Annotated in this window: 21 protein-coding genes; 13 read left to right on the forward strand and 8 right to left on the reverse strand. The window is 70.0% G+C overall.

Annotated features, from left to right (window positions below):
- Window positions 1-114 precede the first annotated feature (114 nt).
- From mppP to mppR, 3 genes are read left to right on the forward strand one after another with little or no spacing between them, the layout of a single operon-like run.
- The gene (gene mppP / locus ACFOYY_RS30560; RefSeq protein ID WP_386194394.1) at window positions 115-1,197 is read left to right on the forward strand and encodes an enduracididine biosynthesis enzyme MppP; all 1,083 of its coding nucleotides are present in this window, start codon (window positions 115-117) and stop codon (window positions 1,195-1,197) included.
- Window positions 1,194-2,510 carry an aminotransferase class I/II-fold pyridoxal phosphate-dependent enzyme gene (locus ACFOYY_RS30565; RefSeq protein WP_386194397.1) on the forward strand — a complete coding sequence of 439 codons (1,317 nt, stop codon included), beginning with the start codon at window positions 1,194-1,196 and terminating at the stop codon, window positions 2,508-2,510. Before mppP ends, ACFOYY_RS30565 begins: the two co-directional genes overlap by 4 nt.
- Window positions 2,507-3,331 (forward strand): enduracididine biosynthesis enzyme MppR, encoded by an 825-nt coding sequence (mppR, locus tag ACFOYY_RS30570; protein WP_352016294.1) that lies wholly within the window; start codon window positions 2,507-2,509, stop codon window positions 3,329-3,331. Before ACFOYY_RS30565 ends, mppR begins: the two co-directional genes overlap by 4 nt.
- 180 nt (window positions 3,332-3,511) lie before the next feature.
- Here mppR and ACFOYY_RS30575 read toward each other — a convergent pair whose 3' ends face one another.
- Window positions 3,512-4,264, reverse strand: a complete 753-nt coding sequence (locus tag ACFOYY_RS30575; RefSeq protein ID WP_386194400.1) for an NYN domain-containing protein — start codon at window positions 4,262-4,264, stop codon at window positions 3,512-3,514.
- A gap of 670 nt (window positions 4,265-4,934) precedes the next feature.
- Here ACFOYY_RS30575 and ACFOYY_RS30580 point away from each other — a divergent pair.
- From ACFOYY_RS30580 to ACFOYY_RS30590, 3 genes are all read left to right on the forward strand, one after another.
- Window positions 4,935-5,321 carry a hypothetical protein gene (locus tag ACFOYY_RS30580; protein WP_386194403.1) on the forward strand — a complete coding sequence of 129 codons (387 nt, stop codon included), beginning with the start codon at window positions 4,935-4,937 and terminating at the stop codon, window positions 5,319-5,321.
- Window positions 5,318-6,133: a DUF6544 family protein gene (locus tag ACFOYY_RS30585; RefSeq protein WP_386194406.1), complete on the forward strand. Its 816-nt coding sequence runs from the start codon at window positions 5,318-5,320 to the stop codon at window positions 6,131-6,133. Before ACFOYY_RS30580 ends, ACFOYY_RS30585 begins: the two co-directional genes overlap by 4 nt.
- Before the next feature lie 180 nt (window positions 6,134-6,313).
- The gene (locus ACFOYY_RS30590; protein ID WP_386194408.1) at window positions 6,314-8,779 is read left to right on the forward strand and encodes a cation-translocating P-type ATPase; all 2,466 of its coding nucleotides are present in this window, start codon (window positions 6,314-6,316) and stop codon (window positions 8,777-8,779) included.
- 279 nt (window positions 8,780-9,058) lie between these two features.
- Here ACFOYY_RS30590 and ACFOYY_RS30595 read toward each other — a convergent pair whose 3' ends face one another.
- Window positions 9,059-9,754 carry a CBS domain-containing protein gene (locus ACFOYY_RS30595; protein ID WP_386194411.1) on the reverse strand — a complete coding sequence of 232 codons (696 nt, stop codon included), beginning with the start codon at window positions 9,752-9,754 and terminating at the stop codon, window positions 9,059-9,061.
- Window positions 9,745-10,185 carry an Hsp20/alpha crystallin family protein gene (locus ACFOYY_RS30600; protein ID WP_352016288.1) on the reverse strand — a complete coding sequence of 147 codons (441 nt, stop codon included), beginning with the start codon at window positions 10,183-10,185 and terminating at the stop codon, window positions 9,745-9,747. The genes ACFOYY_RS30595 and ACFOYY_RS30600 overlap by 10 nt, the downstream gene beginning before the upstream one ends.
- Window positions 10,186-10,446: 261 nt before the next feature.
- Here ACFOYY_RS30600 and ACFOYY_RS30605 point away from each other — a divergent pair, with 261 nt between their 5' ends.
- Together ACFOYY_RS30605 and ACFOYY_RS30610 are read left to right on the forward strand one after the other, a co-directional pair.
- A complete protein-coding gene (locus ACFOYY_RS30605; RefSeq protein ID WP_352016287.1) occupies window positions 10,447-11,001 on the forward strand; it encodes a hypothetical protein in 555 nt (184 codons plus the stop codon).
- An 87-nt stretch (window positions 11,002-11,088) separates the two neighbouring features.
- On the forward strand, window positions 11,089-12,789 hold the full coding sequence (locus ACFOYY_RS30610) for a GAF domain-containing sensor histidine kinase (RefSeq protein ID WP_386194414.1): 1,701 nt from the start codon (window positions 11,089-11,091) through the stop codon (window positions 12,787-12,789).
- 141 nt (window positions 12,790-12,930) lie between these two features.
- On the opposite strand, the gene ACFOYY_RS30615 is transcribed toward ACFOYY_RS30610, so the two are convergent.
- The 4 genes from ACFOYY_RS30615 to mgtA all read right to left on the reverse strand — a co-directional run bounded on the left by ACFOYY_RS30615 (window position 12,931) and on the right by mgtA (window position 18,137).
- Entirely contained in the window at window positions 12,931-13,191 is a 261-nt protein-coding gene (locus tag ACFOYY_RS30615) for a DUF4342 domain-containing protein (protein ID WP_352016285.1), read from the reverse strand.
- 131 nt (window positions 13,192-13,322) lie between these two features.
- The gene (locus ACFOYY_RS30620) at window positions 13,323-14,012 is read right to left on the reverse strand and encodes a CBS domain-containing protein (RefSeq protein ID WP_352016284.1); all 690 of its coding nucleotides are present in this window, start codon (window positions 14,010-14,012) and stop codon (window positions 13,323-13,325) included.
- 283 nt (window positions 14,013-14,295) lie between these two features.
- Window positions 14,296-15,312 carry a zinc-dependent alcohol dehydrogenase gene (locus tag ACFOYY_RS30625; RefSeq protein ID WP_362783522.1) on the reverse strand — a complete coding sequence of 339 codons (1,017 nt, stop codon included), beginning with the start codon at window positions 15,310-15,312 and terminating at the stop codon, window positions 14,296-14,298.
- Window positions 15,313-15,710: 398 nt separating this feature from the next.
- Entirely contained in the window at window positions 15,711-18,137 is a 2,427-nt protein-coding gene (mgtA, locus tag ACFOYY_RS30630; protein ID WP_386194418.1) for a magnesium-translocating P-type ATPase, read from the reverse strand.
- A 274-nt stretch (window positions 18,138-18,411) separates the two neighbouring features.
- Between mgtA and ACFOYY_RS30635 the strand changes: the two genes are divergently transcribed.
- Together ACFOYY_RS30635 and ACFOYY_RS30640 are read left to right on the forward strand one after the other, a co-directional pair.
- Window positions 18,412-18,717: a hypothetical protein gene (locus ACFOYY_RS30635; protein WP_386194420.1), complete on the forward strand. Its 306-nt coding sequence runs from the start codon at window positions 18,412-18,414 to the stop codon at window positions 18,715-18,717.
- 129 nt (window positions 18,718-18,846) lie between these two features.
- On the forward strand, window positions 18,847-19,047 hold the full coding sequence (locus ACFOYY_RS30640) for a hypothetical protein (protein WP_386194423.1): 201 nt from the start codon (window positions 18,847-18,849) through the stop codon (window positions 19,045-19,047).
- Between the two features lie 214 nt (window positions 19,048-19,261).
- Here the strand turns inward: ACFOYY_RS30640 and ACFOYY_RS30645 are convergent, their stop codons facing one another.
- A complete protein-coding gene (locus tag ACFOYY_RS30645; protein WP_386194426.1) occupies window positions 19,262-19,777 on the reverse strand; it encodes a GbsR/MarR family transcriptional regulator in 516 nt (171 codons plus the stop codon).
- A gap of 48 nt (window positions 19,778-19,825) precedes the next feature.
- On the opposite strand from ACFOYY_RS30645, the gene ACFOYY_RS30650 reads away from it, so the two are divergent.
- The 3 genes from ACFOYY_RS30650 (at window position 19,826) to ACFOYY_RS30660 (ending at window position 23,539) form a co-directional block, all read left to right on the forward strand.
- Window positions 19,826-20,743 carry an SDR family NAD(P)-dependent oxidoreductase gene (locus ACFOYY_RS30650; RefSeq protein ID WP_386194429.1) on the forward strand — a complete coding sequence of 306 codons (918 nt, stop codon included), beginning with the start codon at window positions 19,826-19,828 and terminating at the stop codon, window positions 20,741-20,743.
- 211 nt (window positions 20,744-20,954) lie between these two features.
- Window positions 20,955-22,184, forward strand: coding sequence for a cation:proton antiporter (locus ACFOYY_RS30655; protein ID WP_352016276.1), 1,230 nt, complete (start codon window positions 20,955-20,957; stop codon window positions 22,182-22,184).
- Window positions 22,185-22,198: 14 nt separating this feature from the next.
- Window positions 22,199-23,539, forward strand: coding sequence for a TrkH family potassium uptake protein (locus tag ACFOYY_RS30660; RefSeq protein ID WP_386194433.1), 1,341 nt, complete (start codon window positions 22,199-22,201; stop codon window positions 23,537-23,539).
- Window positions 23,540-23,568 lie beyond the last annotated feature (29 nt).

Here is a 23,568-nt window from a genome sequence, read left to right on the forward strand (position 1 = left end):
GCGTCTCGTGAAAGTTGTCGGCACACCCACTGTGAGGTGAAAGTCATGCAGGAAATCCAGGCGACGGCGTCCCTCCCCGACACCGCCACCAGAAATCTCACCGAATTCGAATTCATGGCGTTGAACAGTCGGCTGAACATGGCCGACGGCCATGCGAGGCAGGCGCTCACCCCCGGCCAGGCCCGTATCATCGACGACCTGCCGAACCTCTTCGCCAAGACCGCGGCCAGTCCTCCGGAGGAGGTGGAGCTGGACGCCTGCCGCGCATACCTGGACCTGCTCGGCCAGCACAGCCACCCGGGCGGCGACGGCCGCGTGCTGGCCTGTTATTCCTCCTCCGTGGCCATGGAGATCTTCGCCAGGGCAATGGTCAGGGAGGGCGGCCCCGTCGCGCTGATCCACCCGACCTTCGACAACATCCCCGACATCCTTCGCGGCGTGGGACTGCGGCTCGTCCCGCTGGAGGAGGACCGCCTGCACGAGGGCGACCTGGATCCCGACCTGCTGAACTCCGTACGTTGCGTCTTCGTCACCACCCCCAACAACCCGACAGGACGCGTGCTGACAGAGGAACGGCTACGCGCGCTCGCCGCGCAGTGTGCCCGGCATAACGTGGTGCTGGCGCTCGACACGTCCTTCCGCGGCTTCGACCCGCGCGGCCACTACGACCACTACCGGGTGCTGGAGGACAGCGGGTGCCGCTGGGTCGTCATCGAGGACACCGGCAAACTGTGGCCCACGCTCGAACTGAAGATCGGCTGGCTGGTGTTCTCCGCCGAGCTGGGCCTGCCCATCCCGAAGATCTACTCCGACATCCTGCTCGGCGCGTCGCCGCTGGTCCTGGCCCTGGTGCAGCGCTTCGCCGAGGACGCCGCCGACGGCGGCCTCGCCGACCTGCACCGCTTCATCGCGGGCAACCGTGCCCACGTACGGCAGGAGCTCTCCCACCTGCCCGGCGTCGGCTTCCCCGACCTCGACAGCCGGGCCAGCGTCGAACGCGTGCACGTCGGCGACCGCTCCGCTCTGGACGTGTGGTCCGCGCTGAGCGACCAGAACGTGTACGTCCTGCCCTGCCAGAAGTTCCACTGGGCCAACCCCGCCGAGGGCGACAGCATGCTGAGGATCGCCCTCGCCCGCTCCGCAGGCCCGCTCAGCGAGGCCACACGCGCGCTGCGCCACGTACTCGCCGCCACATGACGCCGTACGTACAGGTCGCCGGCCCGCTCTCCCACACACGGCAGTGGTGGGAAGGGGTCGTCCAGTCGGTCGCCCCGCCCCATGTGATCGACCTCGGCCCCGGTTATCTCGACCCCGGCCTGCTTCCGGCCGACCTGCTCGCCGCGTCGTACGCCGGCTCCCTGGCGGCCTACGGCTCCGCGGCGCTGGCCTACGGCGACGACCGCGGAGCTCTCCCGCTGCGCACCCGGCTCGCCGCCCGCGTACGTGAGCGGGACGGCGTGCCGTGCGATCCCGCGAACGTCCTGGTCACGGCCGGAACCTCGCACGCGCTCCACTTGATCGCCACCACCCTGGCCGCCCCCGGCGACGTCGTCCTGGTGGACGAGTCCTGCTACGACCTGGGGCGGCTCATCCTCGCCGACTGCGGGCTGCGCGCATACGAGGTCGCCGGGGACGAGTACGGGATGAGCCCGTACGCCCTGGCCGCCGCCCTCGCGGAGACCCGCGGGCGCGTCGCCTTCGTCTACCTCAACCCCACCTTCCACAACCCGACCGGCCTGGTCGTCCCCCTGGAACGCCGCCACGCGCTCCTGGATGTGGCCCGGAACCACCAAACCCTGATCGTCGAGGACGACGCCTACGCCGACCTCCTCCTGAACCAGGCCCTGGACATGGAGCCGGGGCCCCATTCCGATGTCCAGGACACGCCGCCCCCGATGGCGAGCCTCGCCCGGCACCGGGGGGTGATCCGGCTGCTCACTTTCTCCAAGAGCCTCGCCCCCGGCCTCCGCCTCGGCTGGCTGGTCGCCGCTCCCGAGCTCGTGGACCGGCTCGCCGGGCACGGCGTGTTCAGGAGCGGCGGCTGCCCGAACCACACCGCCTCGCTCGCCGTCGCGACCCTCATGGAAGAAGGGCACTACGACCGCCATCTCACCTGGCTGCGTGACCGGCTCCGCGAGCGCCGCGACACCCTGGTGGACGCGCTCACCGCCCATCTGAACGACGCCTTCCTGCTGGACCGCCCGGCAGGAGGCTTCTTCGTGTGGCTGCGCTCGCACCACCCCGAACACGCCTTGATGACCGCCGCGGAACAGGCGGACGTGTACGTGGCCGCAGGCTCCCGCTTCGGCCCCGGGCGACGCCCAGCACGGCGCCCGGACGGCCACAACGGCGACCGGAGCCCCGGCGATCTCGGCCACGGCGGCGGCAACCCCGTGTCCGCCGTACGACTCGCCTACAGCTTCAACGACCCCGGTCGGCTGGCCCGCGCCGTCGAGCGCCTGGCCGGTGTCTGGAACGTCATCCCCGGCAAGAGAGGACCAGGACGATGACCACCTCACCCCCCGCCCCGCCCGCCCTGCGGACAGGAGAGCCGCACGGATACACGCTCCCGCTGTCGCCCTCCGGCCGTTCCTCCATGATCACAAAGCCCCCATGGCACTTCTCCGGAGACGTGATCATGGTCGACTACCGTGTGGACCCGGACGCGGCGGCGGGCTTCCTCCCGCCGGAATTGACGCTGGGCCCGGATCCAGGCGCGGCGGCCGCGGTGTTCGCCGAGTGGCAGTGGTGCTCGGACGACGGCGCGGAACTGGCCGACCCTGGCCGATGCGGCTTCACCGAGTTCCTGATCCTCATAGCCTGCGCCTACCGGGGCCGCAGGCTGGCACGCTGCCCGTACGCGTGGGTCGACAAGGCGGTGCCGCTCGTACGCGGGTGGATCCAGGGCATGCCGAAGCAGTTCGGCGAGGTCCACCAGATCCGGCCGGTACGAGTGGGGCGCGCAGGACCAAGGCTCGCGCCCGGCGGGCGGTTCGACGCCACGCTGTCCTCCGGCGGCAGGCGGGTCGCCGAGGCGAGCGTGACGGTGGAGTCGACGGCCGCGGAGCCGCCGCTCCTGCACACCGTCCCACTGGTGCACACCAGGTTCTTCCCCGCGTGGCTCCCGTCGGAGGAGCCGCTGTCACAGCTCGTCGTGTCGGAGGTGAGCGGTGTGGAGTTCTCCGAGCTGTGGACGGGCCGGGCCACACTGAGCTTCCCCGACGTCGCCTCCTCCGACCTCGCCGCCCTGGCGCCGGTCGAGGTGGGCAACGGCTACGTGTTCTCGTACGCCGAGACGCTTCACCATGGCAAGCCATTGGAAACCGCGTAGACCGCGACGCACGAAAGGCAGGACGCCCATCGACTGCAGATAATCAACCCGCTGAGTTGATCTCTTGTGGGAAGGCACCGCCGCTGAGGGCGTAAGCGGTGAGGCCTGACGCCGAGTAGGGGCGTTTCCGAGTGGGTGTGATGGTGTGCCGCGACCATTCAGCGGCGTCCGTTGCGCCGTCTACAGGGCATCGGTCCGGGCCTTGTCGCGCGCGTAGACAACCGCGGTCTTTCCACCGCCGGGCATGCGACGCTCCACCTGGAACGCGTCCGTGGCGGCGAACAGGTCGCTGAACTTGGGATAGCCGTAGTTGCGGGGGTCGAAGTCAGGGCGTTGCTTGGTGACGATGTGGCCGACGCTCGCAAGGTTCGCCCAGCCCTCGTCGTCGGAGGCGGCCTCCACGGCACGGCGCAGCAGGTTGATCAGGTCGGCGTCGTCGGACAGGCCCCTCGGCGGGGCCGACGAGACGGGCCTGGCCCGGGCACCGGAGCGCAGGTTCTCGATGTAGATGAACTTGTCGCAGGCCGCGACGAACGGCTTGGACGTCTTGCGTTCCCCGAACCCGTACACGGTCAGCCCGGACTCGCGGATACGGGCGGCCAGACGGGTGAAGTCACTGTCGGAGGAAACGATGCAGAACCCGTCGAAGCGGCCCGTGTACAGCAGGTCCATCGCATCGATGACCATCGCGGCGTCGGTGGCGTTCTTGCCGGTGGTGTAGGCGAACTGCTGCATGGGCTGAATCGACTGGGCGAGCAGCCGATCCTTCCAGCCCTTGAGACGCGGATCCGTCCAATCGCCGTAGGCACGCTTGACGTGGGCGGTCCCATACCTGGCGACCTCAGCCAGCAGTTCCTCGATCACCGTGGGCGTGGCGTTGTCCGCATCGATCAGGACCGCCAGCTTCGCGGTGACCCCTCCGGGGTTTTCCATGGTCACAAGTACTTCTCCAGATCAGCGAACAGAGGACGGAAACAAAGCGACGCAGCGTCCTGGGCAGGCAACGCGCCTGCTTCCCCGCTCAGGCGCAGCGCGAACAATGCGATGGAGCGTCGAGCGGCTCACCGGTACTCCTTGGCGAGCTCTGCCTCGGACACCTCACCGTCAATGGAGCGATGGCGGGCGGAGCACCGCGCCGACAACGGGAGTTTAGGCTGCTTGCCCCGCCCTCGGCCACGCCTCGACTGGCCGGAGCTTGACCGCCCAGGTGACAGGTATGCCAGGTAGAGCGGGTCGATTCCGCCTGGCCGGCCAACCGCTCACGGGTCAGGCCCAGGTCCTCACGCCTTCTGCTCATCCGGCGACCCAGGTCGCCCGGGGTCGTCACGTGTTCGACCATCGAGATCCTCCCGGTGAGAGGGGAGTGGTTTCCGCTCCTGCGGTCCGCTTGCCGTCTCCTCTATCCCACCAGCGGAAGGGGGAACGGCGGGAGCCGGAAGTCCCAGACGGTCAGGCCCTTCGGCCGCTGCGCGAAACGCCACCGCACGATCAGATGGAAGCGAGAACCAAGGAGGAGGACATGCCAGCACATTTAGTGGCAGGTGCGGACGACTCATCTCCTCGCGGGCCGCGGTCGCGTGGGCTGCCGACGACGCGGCGCGGCGTGCGCACGTGGCTGCGTATCGGAGGAGGAGCCGTCCTGTTCGTCCACGGTGTCATCCACATCGCCGGGTTCCTGCTGCTGTGGAGGATCACCGAGGTGGGCGAGCTTACCTACGGGCGGATGGTGCCGGATCCCGGAACGGCCGGAGGCCGGCTGGTGGGGGTGGTGTGGCTCGGCGCGGCCGCGCTGTTCTGCTGCGCCGCCGTACTGCTGGCGGTGGGGCGTCCTGCCTGGGCGCCTACCGTGCTCGCGGCCACGGCCCTGTCGCTGCCGATCCTGCTGGCCGATCTCTCCCAGACCGGTGCGGGCGTCGTCGTGGACGTGGTCGTCCTTACGGGAACACTGTTGGCCTTCCTGCTTGTGAGGCGTGACGGGGAGACGGCATGAACAGAACGCAGCGGTCACACCTCGAAGCGGCACTCCTGACACGGCTGCCCGCCCCTGCGGCTTTCACCGCGGCCGAGGTCGCGGAACTACCCGCGCCGGTACGCAGGCACCTCGTGGGTGCCATCGCGCCGGGCACGCCTCTGGCGATGGCCGTCCGCCTGCGCATGCGGGGCAGCATCAAGATCAGAAGGTGGCTGCCGTTCCGGGCCCGTCAGATACTCGCCCCGCACCGGGGTTTCGTGTGGACGGCACGCGTCGCCGCCCTCATCACCGGCTCGGACCACTACGCCGCAGGACACGGCGGCATGGACTGGAAGGTGGCCGGTCTGGTTCCCCTGGTCCACGCCGAGGAAGGCGATGTGTCCCGTTCGGCCGCGCAGCGGGCGGGGGCGGAGGCGTGCTGGGCGCCGACGGCGCTGCTGCCCCGTTTCGGGGCGACGTGGTGGGCCGACGACGACACGCACATCGGCGTCAGCCACTCCGTCGACGGTGAGACGGTCCGGACCTGCTACGAACTCACCGCCGACGGCCGGATCCGGTCGTTCGTCTTCGACCGGTGGGGAGACCCGGACAACACCGGATCCTGGGGATGGCACCCCTTCGGAGGCGAGATCACGGCCTGGGCCACCTTCGGCGGTGTCACCGTCCCCAGCGCGGGAAGAGTGGGGTGGTTCTTCGGCACCGGCCGCTGGGCCGAAGGGGAGTTCTTCCGGTACCGGATCACCGATCTCGCTCCGATCACGCCGGAGCGTCGTGGAACAAGCGACCGGGTTGACGGGCCGCCCGAGCGGGCCGAGAAGGACCGGTCCTGAACCGGGAGCATGGACCGCGCTCGTGGGGCGGTCCGCACAGGGTTCCGGCGACGCCTGGGAGAGCACCAGCAGGGAAACCGGGCCCGTCCGGCAACGCACGGTGCTCAGGGGCCGAAGGTCCCGATCGTCGGTGTCCTTCGCCTCACGCTCCGGACGAAGCCATGATGATCTGCTGGACGCATGCACACCGACGCAGGCGTCACGCCTGGACTCGACGAGGCCGAGGTCGCCCAGTCGCTGAACAAGCACGGACCCAACGAACTGCCCCAACCCGATCCCCCCACGCTCCTCGCCCGCGCGGGACGACAGCTGGCCGACCCGCCGTCGATCCTGCTGCTGATCGCCGGGTTGGTGACGCTGCTCGTCCTGGCCGAGATCCCCGAAGGGGTGGCGATCCTGGCGATCCTGCTGGTCAACGTGGTCATCGGGGTCAGCCAGGAGACCAAGGCCGACCGGGCGGTCCGCGCCCTGCGCTCGCTTACCACGCCGCTGGCCAAGGTACGGCGCGGCGGCGTCACCCGGCGCGTCCCCGCCACCGAGATCGTGCCCGGCGATGTGATCGAGGTCGCGGCCGGTGACCGGGTGGCCGCCGACGCCTGCCTGATCGAGGCCACCTCCCTGGCCGTCGACGAGGCCGTACTGACGGGGGAGTCGCAGTCGGCGGCCAAACGGGCCGGCGGCGCGACCGGTTCCGGTGTCCCGCTCGGTGACCGCGACGGTGAGTTGTTCTCCGGCACCCTCGTCGTACGCGGTTCGGGGACGGCGGTGGTGGAACGGACCGGCGCCGCGACCGAGACCGGCCGCATCGCCGGCGCGTTGCGGGGACGGAGCCCCAAGGGGCCGCTGGAGATCGATCTGGCGCAGGCCTCCCGGAGGATGGGCCTGCTGGCCCTGGCCGCGGGCGCGGCCATGGTGGTGATGGGCCTGACCAGGGTCGGCAGGGGAGAGGCGGCGCTGCCGGACATCGTGCTGGCCGGGGTCGCGCTGGCCATCGCCGCGGTTCCCGAGAGCCTGGCCGCCGCGGTCACCACCGCCCTGGCCCTCGGCTCCCAGCGGATGGCGAAACGGGGGGTGATCGTCCGCAGGCTCTCGGCGATCGAAGCCCTGGGAGCCACCACCGTCATCGCCTCCGACAAGACCGGAACGCTCACCACGGGCAGGCTCGCGGTCGTCGACCAGGTGACGGTCCCCGGCGCGGACCTGTGGCGGGCCGCGTTGCGTTGCAACGACGCCCGCGACGGGCTCGGCGACGCCGTCGACATCGCGCTTCAGGCGGCCGCCAGGGAAAACGGGGCACGGCTCGCCAACGGGGACGTCCGTCTGGCCACCCGGCCGTTCGACGCGGATACCCGGTCCATGGCCGTGGTGACCACCGGCCCGTTGCTGACCGTGAAGGGCGCACCGGAGGTCGTGCTGGCTCGCTGCACCGACGATGAACGGGTCAGACACCTGGCCGGTGAGGTGGAGACCCTCGCCCGCCGGGGACTGCGTGTGCTGGCCTTCGCCGAGGCGGACACCACGGACCTTGACGTGGATGGGTTACGTCCGCTGGGCCTGGTGGGGCTGCGTGATGAGGTCAGGCCCTCGGCCCGTCAGGCGGTGGCCGACTGCCGGGCGGCCGGAATCCGGGTGGTGATGGTGACCGGAGACCACGGCGACACCGCCCGCGCCGTGGCCGAGGAGGTCGGCATCGTCCCCGATCCTGTGGTCACCGGCGCCTGCCTCGACGGCGACGGCACCGGCAGGGCCGCACGGCTGCGCCGGGCGGGCGTGCTGGCCCGGGTGGATCCGGCCACCAAGCTGGAACTGGTCCGTGTGCTGCGTGAGGGCGGTGAGGTCGTCACCATGACGGGTGACGGAGTCAACGACGCCCCCGCCCTGCGCCACGCGGACGTGGGGGTGGCGATGGCCGGCGACGAGGGCACCGACGTCGCCCGGGAGGCCGCCGCCGTGGTCGTCACCAACGGTGAACTCGGCACCGTCGTCACCGGGGTGCGCGAGGGACGGCGTCTGCGCCACAACGTCTCCTCCATGATCGGCTACCTGCTGACCGGTAACCTGGCCGAGATCCTCTTGGTCCTCACCGGTCTGGTTCTCTGGCCGGATCTGATCATCCCGCTGCTTCCCGTGCACCTGCTCTGGATCAACCTGGTGCTCGACGGCATCCCCGCCATCGCTCTCGGCGTCGACAAGCCGTCGGGCGATCCACTGGCCTTGCGGCCTCCTCGTGGTGGTCTGCTGTCGAGGGCCGTGCTCGGCCGCGTCGCGGTGCGATCGCTGATCGTGGGCCTGCTCGTGATCGCCGCGGTCGAGGCCGCGCGCCGGATGGGCTGGAGCGACGAACAGGTCCGCACCCAGGCGGTCCTGACCCTGGTCTTCGCCCGGCTCACCCTCGCCTACGTCGTACGGGCCCACCGGTGGACCTTCGAACGCGGCTGGTGGCACGGGCGCGCGCTGCTGATCGCGGTCGTCTCCACCGGCCTGCTCCAGACGCTGGTCACCCTCGTCCCGCCGCTCGGTGCGGCACTGGCGCTGGTGCCGCCGCCCTCCGCCGGATGGGCGATGGCCCTGACGGCGGCGCTGCTCACCCCGCTGCTCTGTGATCTCGCCCGGACGCTCGACGGGAAGAGACGCGGCGACCTTTGACGGGTGAATCCGGCACCACGTCCCTCACCGAAAGGCGCTCGACGTTGCCCAGCTTGGCGACGAAGCGCACCGGTTCCTCGACGGCGGCCGGATCCTCGGTGAGGCCGGGTACGAGGACGAAGCGCACCCGGTGGGGCGACCGAGCTCGGCCAGACGGCGGGCAATCGCAGGGCAGGCTCCAGCATCTGGTGAAGGTCTTCCGTACGCGTGGGTCCAGTGTGTGACCGTAGGCGGCAAGGCCGACCTCGACCAGCGTCCTTGCCGCCACGGGAGGTGGGGTCATCGATCCTGCGGAGCCGGGGCGTCGTCCTCGTCCCACTTCAGCTCGTCGATCACGTCGAGTACACCGTTCGTCATGGTCGCCATGTGTGCCGTGATCCGCGCGTCGCTGCGTCGTTTCACCCGTCCGGTCAGCCTCACGATCCCTCGATCCACCGACAGCGAGATCGTGGAGGCGTCCTGGCGTGGGTAGCGGCCCAGGACGTCTTCCTGGATCTCCCGGGTGATGTCGGCGTCCGGCCGGATGAGGATCTTTAGCAGGTCACGACGGCTGACGATGCCGACGAGCCTGCCCCGCCGATCGACGACCGGCAGACGTTTGATCCCGTTGGCGTCCATCAGCCTCGTGGCGTAGGCGGTGGCCTGCTGTGGTTCGACCGTGACGGCGGGAGAGGTCATCACATCGGCGGCGGTGTTCTCGTGTGTCCTTTCACCGTTCTCCCCGAGGCCGACCGGATGAGATGGCCGGGTTCGCGACGCCGGCCTGCGTTCCTCGTGGTGGTAGCGGTCCTTGAGCTCCTGCTTCAGCAGCAGGTCGGCCTCGGAGACGACGCCGATGACGTGGCCGTCGGCGTCCAGTACGGGAACCGCGCTGACGCCGTGGGCGACGAGCGCCTCGGCGACGTCCTTGCACGAGGTGTCACCGCTGACCGACACCACCGTGCGGGTCATCACGTCGCCGACGTTCACGCGCATCGCTTCCTCCTGGGGGTGGGGTTCTCGACGGGGGTTCGCATACCGGGTCGCTCGACACGGGTGAGCCTCACGCTGACGGTGAGGATCCCCTTGGCGTACGTCGCCTTGACGTCCTTGGCGTCGGCCGCGGGGGGCAGCGCGATGGAACGGGAGAACGTGCCGTAGCGGAACTCGGTGCGGTGGCCGTCCCGGCCCTTGCGGCGGCGTTCGGCGCGGACGGTGAGCACACCGCCGGTGAGGGTGATCTTCAGGTCCTTGCCCGGATCGATGCCCGGCAGCTCGGCGCGCAGCACGTAGCGGTCGTCCTCGACGTAGTCCTCAAGCCGGATCGGCTGCCCTGCCGTGGGCCACGGCTCCGCCAACGGTGAGCCCGGCCGGCCGAAGATCTCAGGGAAGAGTCCCGTGGAACCCCCGCGCACCAGCGTGTTCATCTTCTTCACCTTCCGTGGGTGCCTTCACCTGAATCCCATCCCCGGGCGGCGCGGGGAAGTAGGGGCCGAAGTCCTCGCCGGAAGGACTTTCGGCAGAGGCCACCACCGGTTCCGGACGCGGCCCGGACACGGCCACCGGCCGGTTCGCCGGTGGGGTGAGGTGAGGCCGAAGGTCCCTGCGGTTCAAGCCGTACGGCACTGCACACCGGACGTCGCAGCCGATGTGATGGGAAGCGACAAACCCCCCTGAAAGGAACGGTCATGGCCATCACCGCAGGACGCCGCGTTTCCCCTCTCGCTCCGCACAGCGCCGCCTCGTCCTCGGACGGCACGCACCGGGCCCGCTACGCCTGGGCCGCCGCCCGTATCGCGCTGGGGTGGGTCTTCCTGTGGGCGTTCCTGGACAAGACCTTCGGCTGGGGCTTCGCCACCCCGGCCGCCAAGGCCTGGGTCGCCGGTGGCAGCCCCACCACCGGCTTCCTCAAGGGCACCGGCGAGAACGCCCTGGGCGGCCTGTTCTCCGCCCTGGCCGGACAGGCCTGGGTCGACTGGCTGTTCATGCTCGGCCTGCTCGGCGTCGGCACCGCCCTGCTCCTGGGTGCCGGCATCCGCATCGCCGCCGCCGCCGGCACCCTGATGCTGCTGATGATGTGGGCCGCCGAACTGCCCCTGACCACCAACCCGTTCATGGACGACCACCTGATCTACTCGATCATCCTGATCGGGCTGGCTTTGGCGGGCGCGGGCGACACCTGGGGCGTCGGCGCCTGGTGGAGCCGCACCCCGCTGGTCCGCGCCTACCCGGTGCTCAGGTAGATGCCTGCTCGCAGCCCCAACCCGCATCCCCGGCGCCCGCCCTCTTGAGGGTGGGCGCTGTCATGTTTTGATGCCAGACTTCGGAACATGTCGATCGGTGAGTCTCGTTCGGTGTTCCCGCACATGCGGCTGGACGAACTGTTGTCGGAGCTTCAGACGCGGCTGGAGGCGGTGCTGGCCACGCGTGACCGCGTGCACGCGCTGCTGGACGCCGTCGTCTCGGTCGGCAGCGACTTGGACCTGGAGACCGTGCTGCGTCGGATCGTGGAGACCGCGACCACCCTGGTGGACGCCAGCTACGGAGCCCTGGGTGTAGTCGGAATGGAGAACACCCTGGTGCAGTTCGTCCCGGTCGGGCTGAGCGAGGAGGAGATCGCCCAGATCGAGCATTGGCCGCACGGCCTGGGCCTGCTCGGCCTGCTCATCAAGGAACCGCAGTCGTTGCGGATGGCCCGCATCTCCGACCATCCGGAGTCCTACGGGTTCCCGCCCGGCCATCCTCCGATGGGGTCCTTCCTCGGGGTTCCGATCCGGGTCCGCGATGAGGTGTTCGGCAACCTCTACCTCACCGAGAAACGCGGTGGTGCCGAGTTCGACGAGGAGGACGAGGCGATCGTCATCGCGCTCGCCACGGCCGCAGGCGTGGCGATCGAGAACGCACGCCTGTACGAGCAGACCCGCCGCAGGGAGACCTGGCTGGCGGCTTCCTCCGAGGTCACCACGAGCCTGCTGTCCGGCGCCGACCCACAGGAGGTCCTCACCCTGGTGGCGCAACGGGCCAGACAGATGATCGACGCCGACATCGTGGCGATTCTCCTGCCCGACGAGGCGAAGGAGAACCTCGATCTGGTGGTCGTGGACGGAGGGGACGCCGGACGACTCGCCCGTTCCCGGGTTCCCGTCGCCGGTTCGCTGGCAGGTCGAGCCTTCGTGAACGGCGACCCCTTCGCCATCAGCGATCCGGCGGGGACGGACGTCGCGACGATCTTCGAGGGGGTTGTGCCGATCGGATCTGCCGGTGCCGTGCCACTCGGTGCGGGCACGGCGGTACGAGGCGTGCTGTCATTGGTCAGGCGTGTGGGCCGGATGCCGTTCGGCCAGGCGGAGCTGCGCCTGCTGCACGCCTTCGCGGGGCAGGCGGCGATCGCCCTGGAGTTGGCCGAGGCTCGGCAGGACGCCGAACGCCTGGGCCTGCTGGAGGATCGGGACCGAATCGCCAAGGATCTGCACGATGTGATCATTCAGCGGTTGTTCGCGGTCGCGATGACCTTGATGAGTACGGTGCGGCTGGTGGAGCGGCCCGAGGCGTCCGGCCGCCTGCAGGGCGCGATCGACGAGCTGGACGAGACCATCCGGCAGATCCGCTCCACTATCTTCGCGTTGCAGACGCCACGCCAGGCCGACGTTCCCAGTTTGCGTGCGCGCGTCGTCACCCTGGTGGAAGGGGCGCGTGATCGCCTCGGCTTCATGCCCGCCCTGCGGATGGAGGGCCACCTGGACAGTGAGGTGCCCGAACCGGTGGCCGAGCATCTGCTGGCGGTCCTGCGGGAGGCGCTTTCCAACCTGGTCAGGCACGCCGAAGCGACCAGGGCCGAGGTGTCGGCGCAGGTCGCCGGCGGTCACATCACCCTGGCGGTGACCGACAACGGGGTCGGGCTGCCCTCCGGCGGCCGCCGCAGCGGCCTGCGCAACCTTGAGGAGCGGGCCGCGCAACTCGGAGGCTCCTTCACCGCCGAATCTCTCCCCGAGGGCGGAACCCGGCTGCTGTGGAGTGTGCCGCTGGGCTAACGGCGGATGCGCCATCCGAAGCGCGTGGCCCCGCAGGTCATCGACGACGCCGAACCCGAGCCGAGCATCACCACCGTACGGCGCGGCGCCGAGCTGATGCGCTCCCTCAGCAGGGGGTGCGCGTGGCCGAGCAGCGGCGCGCTAGGCGATTTCGTCGCCTGGCTCGTCGCGTTCGACGTCGATGGACCACTCCGCGGCCAGTGCGGCCAGCGCGCCCACCGCGGTCACCGCGGGAGCGGCGATGAACGCCACCACCCCGACGGTGACCGGTATCTCGAGCACGGTGTGCCCGTGAGCGTTCTTCACGATGATCCGGCAGACGTTGCCCTCGTGGATGAACTCCTTGATCTTCTCGGCGAGTTCGGCTCCGCGGACCCGTACTTCTTCCTTCGTGACGGTCATCTCATGATCTCCTTGTCTTCCGGGGTTGCCTGCCTGGCACCAGCGTGTCCGTTACGGCGCCTTGGCGACGGAGGCCAAGGTCCCGCGGCCGCCGCCGATGGTCCCGCCGACCGGGACCGCTACCGGTCCGTTCACGCGGGGGAGCCGTCCTCGTCCCATCGGATCTCGTCGACGACATCGACCACACCGTTGACCCGCAGCGCCATGTGCGCGGTGAGTTGTGCCTCACTGCGCTGTTCCATCCGGCCGGTCAGAGTCACCACGCCCCGGTGCACCAAGACCTTCACCTGGGAGGTGTCGGTCCACACAGAGCGGTCCAGAATGTCTCTCCGGATCTCCTCGGTGATCGCCGCGTCCGAGCGGAGGAAGACCTTGAGCAGGTCCTGGCGGCTGACGATGCCCTGCAGGACCCCGTTCTCGTCGACGACCGGCAGACGTTTGACGCCGTGCTCGTCCATCAGGCGTATCGCGTACACGATCGCGGACTGGGGGCGGACGGTGACGGCGGGGGAGGTCATCAGCTCGGCGGCGGTGTCACCGTGCGCCTTGGCCCTGCCCCGGTCCTGCTCCTGGGCGAGCCGGTGGCGCAGCCGGGCGCGCAGCGGTGGCTGGTAGCCCTCGCGGTAGTACTGCTCCTTGAACTCCTCCTTATGCAGTAGGTCCGCCTCGGAGACGACACCGATGACGTGGTTTCCGGCGTCGACGACCGGGACCGCGCTGACACCGTGGGCGATGAGCACCTCGGCGACGTCCTTGAACGGGGTGGCGCCGTCGACGGACGTCACCTCGCGGGTCATGATCTCGCTGACCTTCACGCGCATCGTGTCCTCCTTGGGGAGTGGGGGTTCCTTGTCCATCTCACTGCGCTCCCGGTCACGCGGGCAGGGCCGGAAGTCCTGCGTCGCCGGGATGTCGCGTCACCCCGGCGGGTCCTTGGTCTCTGCGGCGCCCGGTCGCCGATCCGGACGACGAGATCAGAGTCCGTCGCCGGAAGGGACCACCATGGAGACCGGCTGTCAACGGTCCGCGACGCTCGCCCAACCGGATGATCCAGAGCAGGCAGACGATGTGGCGGGCGCCGGCCGCGCCGCAGGAGAGGGGAGGTCACAGCTCGAAGACCAGCCGGGCCGGGACGGTGCTGTCGAGGACCTCGGTGAAGGAGGAGTTGATCTCCTCCAGCTTGCGGGTCTCGTAGATCACCCTGGTTCGCCCGGCGGCGTGCAGCCGGAAGACCTCGGCCAGGTCACCGCGGGTACCGACGATGGAGCCGATCACACTGATGCCCCCCAGGACGGTCTCGAAGATCGGCAGCTTCATCGCGTTGTCCTTGGGCAGGGAGACCAGCACCAGGCGGCCGCCACGTCGCAGGCAGGCATGGGCCTGCTCCAGTACGCGTGGGCTGGCGGCGAGCACGATCGCCACGTCGGCCCCGCCGAGGGCCTTGATCTCGGCGACCGGGTCACCGGTGGCGGCGTTGACGGTGTGGGCGGCTCCCAGTTCCTCGGCGAGCCGAAGCTTGTCGGCGGTGATGTCGACGGCGATGGTCTCGGCGCCGAAGATCTGCGCGTACTGCTGGGCGAGATGGCCCAGGCCGCCGATGCCGAAGATCGCGGCGCGCTCGGCCGGGCGTAGGCCGGATACCTTGACGGCCTTGTAGGTCGTGACGCCCGCGCAGGTCAGCGGGGCGGCCTCGGCGGGGGAGAGGCCGTCGGGGACCGGGACGACGTAGTCGGCGTGGGCGACGGCGTACTCGGCGTGGCCGCCGTCGAAGGCGTAGCCGGTGTTCTTCTGGGACTCGCACAGGGTCTCACGGCCGCTGACGCAGTACTCGCAGGTGCCGCAGGCGTAACCCAGCCACGGGATGGCGACGCGCTCGCCGACGGCGCGGCCGGTCACCGCGGAGCCGATCTCCTCGATGACGCCGACGCCCTCGTGCCCGGGAGTGAAGGGCAGCGCCGGCTTGACCGGCCAGTCACCGTGGGCGGCGTGGATGTCGGTGTGGCACAGGCCGCTGGCCTCGATGCGGACCAGAACCTGGTGGGGGCCGGGTTCGGGGACGGGGATCTCCTGGATCTCCAGAGACTTACCGAAGGCGGTGACGACGGCGGCGCGCATTTTCATGGTTTCGGTCCTCCTGGACGACTGCCTCCAGACTGTCGCCCGAGGCGGTTCGGAGGCAGAGGCGAAGGTCCTGGCCGCAGTGGACATCGGGCCCGTGCCCGCGAACAAGGAGCCTGGACGGGGGTCCCGCAGACCACCGCGCTGGTCGTCGGGAACGTCGTGGGCACCGGCTGTCCGGTCTGACCGAGACCGGCGTTCCTGAGGTGCGCGCGAGCACATCCTCGACGGCGGCCTCGACGAGCGATGGTCCGTTCCGATGCCCGTTGGCGGAGCCGCAGCCGCCCGGCACCGGAAAGGCCGCCAGCGTGCCTGACCCGGCAGGCCGGATACACCAGCAGCAGGAACTGCCGGGGCGGGGAGATCCCAACCCGACGGCCGCTCGTGCTGCGGGCGTCCGGTCACACCGTCATGACGCGGTGGAACAGGCGCTTGGTCATCTCGTTGGCGGTGACGTACACGGCGGTGAGCGCGGCCAGTACGGCCAGCACGCTCCAGGGGAGCGGCACCAGGCCCAGCACCGCGGCGGCCGGAGTGTAGGGCAGGGCCACGGTGAGGGCCGCCACCAGGAGACTGGTCGACAACAGCGCGGGGGAGGGGCGGCTGCGGAAGAACGGGCGGGCGGTGCGCAGCACGAGCATGACGGCCAGTTCGGTGGCGGTGGACTCCACGAACCAGCCGGTGCGGAACAGGTCGGTGCCGGCGTTCAGACCCGCTCGCAGGATCAGGAACGTGGCGATGTCGAAAACGGAGCTCAGCAGGCCGAATATGATCATGAAGGTGCGGATCCGGGCGACGTCCCAGGAGTGAGGCCGCCGGAGCTGTTCCGGATCGACCGTGTCGGTGGCGATGGTGGTGCCCGGGATGTCGGACAGGAAGTTCAGCAGCAGGATCTGACGGGGCAGCAGCGGGAGGAAGGGCAGGAAGACAGCCGCCGCGGCCATGCTGAGCATGTTGCCGAAGTTGGCGCTGACGGTCACCCGGATGTATTTGAGGGTGTTGACCAGGGTGCGTCTGCCCAGCCGTATTCCGTCGGCGATGACCTTGAGGTCCTTGTCCAGCAGCACGATGGCGGCTGACTGCTTGGCCACGTCGACCGCCGTGTCCACCGAGATCCCGATGTCGGCGGTGTGCAGCGCCGGGGCGTCGTTGATGCCGTCACCCAGGAAGGCGACGGTGGCGCCCGAGGCGCGCAGCGCGGTCACCAGGCGCTGTTTGCGCCGGGGGTCCACCTCGGCGAAGACCTGGACGTTCGTCACGCGTTCGGCCAGTTGCCGGTCGGTGAGAGGGTCGATGTCGGCTGCGGTGAGCACGGGGCCGTCCAGCCCCACCTGGCGGGCGATCTGTCCGGCGGCCAGGCGGTTGTCGCCGGTGATCAACCGGACGGAGACGCCGAGCGCGGCCAGGTCGCCGACGGCCTCGGCGGCGCCGGGCTTGACCGGGTCGTGGAAGGCCAGCAGCCCGGCCAGAGTCATGTCGCGCTCGTCGTCGGCGGTGACCGCCGATCGCCCGGGCAGCTCGGCGGTGCACACCCCCAGAACCCGGAAGCCTGCGGCGCTGAGTTCGGCGAAACGCTGTTCCACCTGCCCGCGCACCGTCTCCAGCGCGACGACACGATCACCGACGCGGGCGGTGGCGCACACCTGGAGCACCGATTCCAGCGCGCCCTTGGTCACCAGGGTCGGCACTCCGGTGTGCTCGGCCAGCACCGACAGGCGCTTGCGCTGGAAGTCGTACGGCACCTCGTCCAGGCGCCCGCCCGCATCCAGCGGCGGCGCGCCTGCCATGATCGCCTGGTCCAGCGGGTTGACGAATCCGTGCTGCAGTCCGGCGTTGAGCCGGGCCAGTGCCAATACCCGCGCGCTGGGCGCCCCCTGGAGGTCGAGAGCGGCGTCCAGGCCGACCACACCCACGGTGAGGGTTCCGGTCTTGTCGGTGCACAAGACACTCATGGCACCGAAGTCCTCGATCGCGTCCAGCCGTTTGACGATGACCTTCTCGGCGGCCATGCGCCGGGCGCCCGCCGAGAGGCTGACGGCGACGATCGCGGGCAGCAACTGCGGGGTGAGCCCCACCGCCAGGGCCAGCGAGAACAGCAGCGACTCCACGAACGGCCGGTGAAGCACCAGGTTGACGATGAAGATGGCGGTGACCAGCACGGTCATCGCCCGCACCAGCAACATGCCGAACGCGGTCATGCCGCGCTCGAACCCGGTGGCCACCTGACGGTCCGTCAGCCGCGCGCTGACCGCGGCCAGTTCGGTGTCCCGGCCGGTGCGCTCGACGTGTGCCAGGCCGCTGCCGCTGGCCACATGGGTTCCGGCGTACAGCGTCGCCCCGTCCGTCTTGTCCGCAGGGAAGGACTCGCCGGTCAGCGCCGCCTCGTTCACCAGCAGGCTGTGTGAATCACGTACGGTGCAGTCGGCCGGCACGATGTCCCCGGCACGCAGCACTACCAGGTCCCCGGCCACGATCTCCTCGGTGGGGACGGACTGCTCCCTGCCGTCCCTGATCACCTCGGTGTGGAGACGGATCTGATGCAGCAGCGCCTGGACCGCGTTGCCGGCTGAGCGTTCCTGCCAAAAGCCCAGCGCGCCGCTGGCCGCGACGATCACCATGATGATGAGCCCGTCGGCGAGGTCGCCCAGCACCATCGACAGCACCGTCGCCGCGATCAGGATCAGCACGATCGGGCTGGTGAACTGGGCCGCCAGCAGGCGCAGCCCTCGGTGCCCCTGTCCGGCCGCCACCCGGTTGGGGCCGTTGGCGGCCAAGAGCCGTTCGGCCTGCTCACTGCTCAGGCCCTCGGCCCCTATGGTCGATGTCACCTGGCGATTGTCTTACCGCAGGCAGTGGGGCTGTAGGGCCGAAATCCTCTCCCCGGCAGAGCAGTCGGGCATCGGATCGGTGAGGAACCAGGCCCTGTTCTGAGTCCTGTGTTCTGTATCGAACGTGTGATGAAGAGCTCACGACCCCGCTTGAGACGGCGGGGGTCGCAGAACGGCACCATGTGACCGAAATATGAGAAAGCGTTAGCTCCTCGGCTCCGGCATTTGATGGTCATCTTGAGATGATCACCCCGCCTCGCAGAGGAGCCCTTTGGTGAAAATCCACACGCTGCATGCCGCGGCAGCGCTCGCGCTCGCCTTCGGAGTCGGCGCTCTGCCCGGTGCCGCGTCGGCGACTGCCGCCGACACCGCCACAACGTCCACCGCCGAGGCCCGTTCCTCTGCGTCCCTGCCACCGGACTGGTACCGCCAGGGCCCCTTCCCCTCCCAGGACGTCTGCTGGACGACCCGGAGGGAGGGCGCCGACCGTGGCGACCACACCTCGGCGAGCGGCTGCTACCACTACGACGGCGGCCAGGGCTGGCCGGCGGGCTGGTACTTCGACGTGTACCTCCCGTGATCCTCGGCGCAGCACAAACCGGTCCCGCTATCCGGACCGCGCGTCCGGAATATGGAAAGCCGTGAACTCCCCGCCCTCATCGATCGGTGGTCCTCTGAAGGTGTCTTTCCACCCGGCCGAGGAGCCGCCATGAAGATCCGCCGATTACCTGCCGCGCTACTCGCGACGGCACTGGGCACAGCCGTTCTGGTCGGCGCCGGGTCCGCGTCCGTCGGCTACCAGGCCGGAGCCTCAGCCGAGAGCCGCGCCTTCTCCGCCTTCGCTCCGCTGCCGCCGAACTGCTACTGGTCCAGCCGCTACGAGACCTCGGAAGCTTGCTGGGCCGGGTAAGGGACGCCGCCGAGAACGGCGACTTCACCGGGCTCGGAGGCTGCCGGTGGGACTCCGGCGACCGATACCGCCAGGCGGGCTATTACTTCCTCAGGTACATCCCCTGATCCCTGACGGGCGCGCTCCGGCCACCTGTGCTTTCGGCCCTTGGCCGCCCGCCCTCAAGCGAGCCCCTGCCCGAGAGCAGGGGTTTCCACCGTTCGGGCGCCTCCGATCACCCGGCTGGGGGCGGCGGATCACCACAGCGGGTCGGCCGCGGCGGAACCGTCGGGCGGGCGACACCGGCTCTTTCCGCCTCCCAGCGGTCGAGAAGCCTGGGGAACTCCCGTGCCATGAACGCGTACATGTCGCGCATGAGTTCCAGCCGGGCACGGGCCGCGGGATGGCCGCCCACCGCGCCGAGCCCTTGCTCGGCCAGTTCGGCGAAGGCGGTGAACTCGGTCATCTTCGCCCGGAACGCGCGCCCGAAGACGTCCTCGGTCAGCCGGTGGTGGTCCCGCCGTGCTCGCGGAGGGCGGTAACGCTCGATGAGCCCGCCGTGCTCCAGCTGACGCAGGGCCACGCTCATGCTGCTCTTGGCGACGCCGAGTCGCCCGCACAGCCCCGGGGCGTCGAGGCCCTCACCGGTGTCGGCCAGCAGGCACCCGATCACGCGGCCGGACGTGCGGCTGAGTCCCAGCCGTTCGAAGTACAGCCCGGCGCTCTCCACGAACTCCTCGACGGTCCCCATGTGATCATTCTATGCTGTTCGGAACGTTCCGAACAAAGAGGACTTTGTATGCCTCACCCTGAACCACTCACGATCGCCGTCACGGGAGCCAACGCCGGAATCGGCCTGCGAGCCGCACGCCGACTGGCCACGCAGGGACACCGTGTCCTGGCCCTGTGCCGCGACCCGCACCGCGGCCGGACCGCCCTGGAGACGATCAACGCCTCCGCGGCCCATCCCGCCACCCTCGTCGTGGCCGACCTCTCCGATCCGGTCTCCATCGGCGCGGCGGCCGACCGGATCTCCCGCGAGAACGACCGTCTCGACGTCCTGATCAACAACGCCGCGGTGTTCGACCAGACGATGCGCCGACCGGCCTTCACCGCATCCGGCCACGAGCTGTTCTGGGCGACCAATCATCTGGGGCCCTTCCTGCTCACCGCGCTCCTGAGCCCGCTGCTGGCCGCCGCCCCCCGCCCCCGGGTGATCAACGTCGCGAGCAAGGGACTGGTCACCATGCCGCGTATCGCCATCCGCTTCGACCACCTCGACGATCCCGCCTGGTACACCCCGACCAAGGCGTACTACCACGCCAAGCTCGCCCAGATCATGACCGGTTACACGCTGGCCCTGCGCACCCGCGGCGTCCTGGACGTCGCCTGCGTCCGCGTGCCCGCCGTACGGCTCGACGCCGGCCGCATCGCGGCCCTGCCCTGGGTCCTGCGCGCGCTGTACGCGCCCAAGAACCGGTTCGCGGTCCCGGCGGAACGGCTGGGTGAGACCTACGCGACCCTGGCCACCCGAACCACCACCTGGCAGGAGCACGCCGACCCCGCGGCGCGGGGCAGAGCGGCGCTGCGCGGCGTCTACCTGGACGAGAACCTTCGGCCGGTCGACGCCCCCGCCTTCGCCTACGACGCCGACGCCCGCGAGCGGCTGTGGGAGGTGTCCGGCGACGCCACCGGCGACCCGTCCTGGGCCTGGTGAGGCCGCTTCACCTGATCGGCCTCCGGGAGCCCACCCGTCGCGACGCCGTACCCGTGGCTTGGAGGTTCGTGGCTGCTGTTACGGTTGGGCACGGTGTGCCGGGAAGTCTGGTCGGCGAGGACGTATCCCTTTGGGCACAGGCGGAGGCACGGGCCATGCGGCAGCCGATGAACACCAGGTGTTTTGCCGGACTCCGATCGGCGGAACGCTGATGGACACACTCCTGATCTCGTTCGCGGGTCTGCTGCTGCTGGCGGTGCTGCTGTCCAGCCTGGCCCGCCGGACGATCCTGTCGACGGCGGCGTTGTTCCTGGTCGGCGGGTTCGTGCTGGGCGACGGCGTGCTCGGGGTGATCTCCCTGAGACCCGGCGACGAGCTCGTCGGCACGCTGGCCGAGCTGGCGCTGTTCACGGTGCTGTTCACCGACGGCATGCGGGTCGGCTGGAAGGACCTGAGCGGCGCCTGGAAGCTGCCGGGCCGGGCGCTGGGCTGGGGACTGCCGCTGACGCTGGTGGTCACCGCCGTGGGCGCGCACTACCTGATCGGCCTGGGCTGGACCGAGTCACTGCTGATCGGCGCGATCCTGGCCCCCACCGACCCGGTCTTCGCCGCCGCGCTGGTCGGCAACGACAAGGTGCCGCCCCGGCTGCGGCAACTGCTCAACGTCGAGTCCGGCGTCAACGACGGGCTGGCGTTGCCGTTCGTGATGTTGTTCCTGGCGGTCGCCGCCGGGTCGAAGGACCTGCACCTGGGAGAGCTGGGGCTGGAGCTCGGCGTCGGGGTGCTGATCGGGGTCGTCGTCCCGTGGCTGGCCATCAGGCTGGAACAGACCCGGTGGTTCTCCGCCTCCACCGCGTACGAGCCCCTCAACGCCCTGGCCATCGGCCTGCTGGTGCTGGCGCTGGGCAAGGCGACGCACGGCAACCTGTTCCTGGCCGCGTTCTGCGCGGGCATCACCGTGGCCACCTTCGGCGAGCGGCAGCGTGAGTCGTTCGAGCACTTCGGTGAGCTGATCGCGGAGGTGTTCAAGCTGGCGGCGCTGCTGGTGTTCGGCGCGCTGATCAGCTGGCCGCTACTGGGCTCGGTCGGCTGGCGCGGCTGGCTGTTCGCGATCCTGGCGCTGGTACTGGCCAGGCCGGTGGCCATCTGGATCTCCTTCCTGGGGGCACGGCTGACGCTGCGGGAACAGGCCGCGGCGGCGTGGTTCGGACCCAAGGGGTTCGCCTCGGTGGTCTACGGCCTGATCGTGCTCGGCTCTGGGATCGTCGCGGCACAGGAGGTCTTCCAGCTGGTCGCGGTGACGATCGTGCTGTCGATCCTGCTGCATTCGTCCACCGACGTGGTGGTCGCGCGCTGGTTCGACGAGGAACGCGACGTTCCCGCCTGGTACGGCGCCGCCCGGCGACTGCGCGACCGGGTACGGGGGGAGTCCGCCTCGTGAGAGGGCGCGGGCGGGTGCCGGCGGTGCTGGATCGTCTCCGGCATCCGGCTCAGGTGGTCGTGACCGGTTTCGGGAGCGCGGTGCTGGTGGGCACCGCCCTGCTCGCGCTTCCGTTCGCCACCGCCTCCGGGGAGTCCGCCGGCTGGCTCACCGCGCTGTTCACCGCGACCTCCGCCGTGTGCGTCACCGGCCTGACGGTCGTCGACACGGTCTCGCACTGGTCGGTGTTCGGCGAGGTCGTCATCGCCGTGCTGATCCAGGTGGGCGGCCTGGGCATCATGACCCTGGCCACCCTGTTCACCGTTCTCGTCACCGGGCGGATCGGGCTGCGGGCCCGCCTGTTCGCCCAGGCCGAGACCAAGGCGCTCAACATGGCGGACGTACGGCGGGTGGTGCGCGACGTCGTGCTGTTCAGCCTCGCCTGTGAGTCGCTCGCCGCGATCGTCCTCACGGCGCGGTTCGCGACCGGATACGGCGAGTCGTTCGGCCGCGCGCTCTACCTCGGGATCTTCCACGCGGTCTCGGCGTTCAACAACGCCGGGTTCGCCCTGTGGCCGGACAACCTCACCCGGTTCGTGGCGGACCCGTGGGTGTGCCTGACGATCGCGGCGGCGGTGATCGTGGGCGGGCTCGGGTTTCCGGTGGTGTTCGAACTGCTGCGCTCGTGGCGCCGTCCCGACCGCTGGTCGCTGCTGACCCGCATCACCCTGACGGTCACCGCGGTTCTGCTGGCGGCGGGCACCGTGGCCCTCACCGCCACCGAGTGGTCCAACCCGGCGACACTGGGGCCGCTCAGCGGTCCCGCCAAGGTGCTGGCCGGGTTCTTCGCCGCGGTGATGCCGCGCACAGCGGGCTTCAACAGCCTGGACATCGCGCAGATGTATCCCTCCAGCTGGCTGGTCACCGACTCGCTGATGCTCATCGGCGGCGGCAGCGCCGGGACCGCGGGCGGTATCAAGGTCACGACCTTCGGACTGCTGGCGTTCGTCGTCTGGGCCGAGATGCGAGGTGAGAGCCGGGTGAACATCGGTCATCGCCGTCTGCCCGAGTCAGCGCAGCGGCAGGCGGTCTCGCTCGTCGTGCTCGGCCTCTGCCTGATCGCCGTCTCGACCTACACGCTGCTCGTGCTGACTCCGCACAGCCTGGACCGGGTGCTGTTCGAGGTCATCTCGGCCTTCGGCACCGCCGGTCTGTCCACCGGAATCACGGCCGACGTCACACCCGCCGGTCATCTGCTGCTCGTGCTGCTGATGTTCACGGGCCGGCTCGGGCCTCTCACCCTCGGTTCCGCGCTCGCCCTGAAGGAACGTACCCGCCGCTACGAGCTCCCCGAGGAGCAGGTCATCGTTGGCTGACAGGAGAGACGACCCGGTGGTGGTGATCG

Source organism: Streptosporangium jomthongense (assembly GCF_042650425.1).
Taxonomy (GTDB): domain Bacteria; phylum Actinomycetota; class Actinomycetes; order Streptosporangiales; family Streptosporangiaceae; genus Streptosporangium.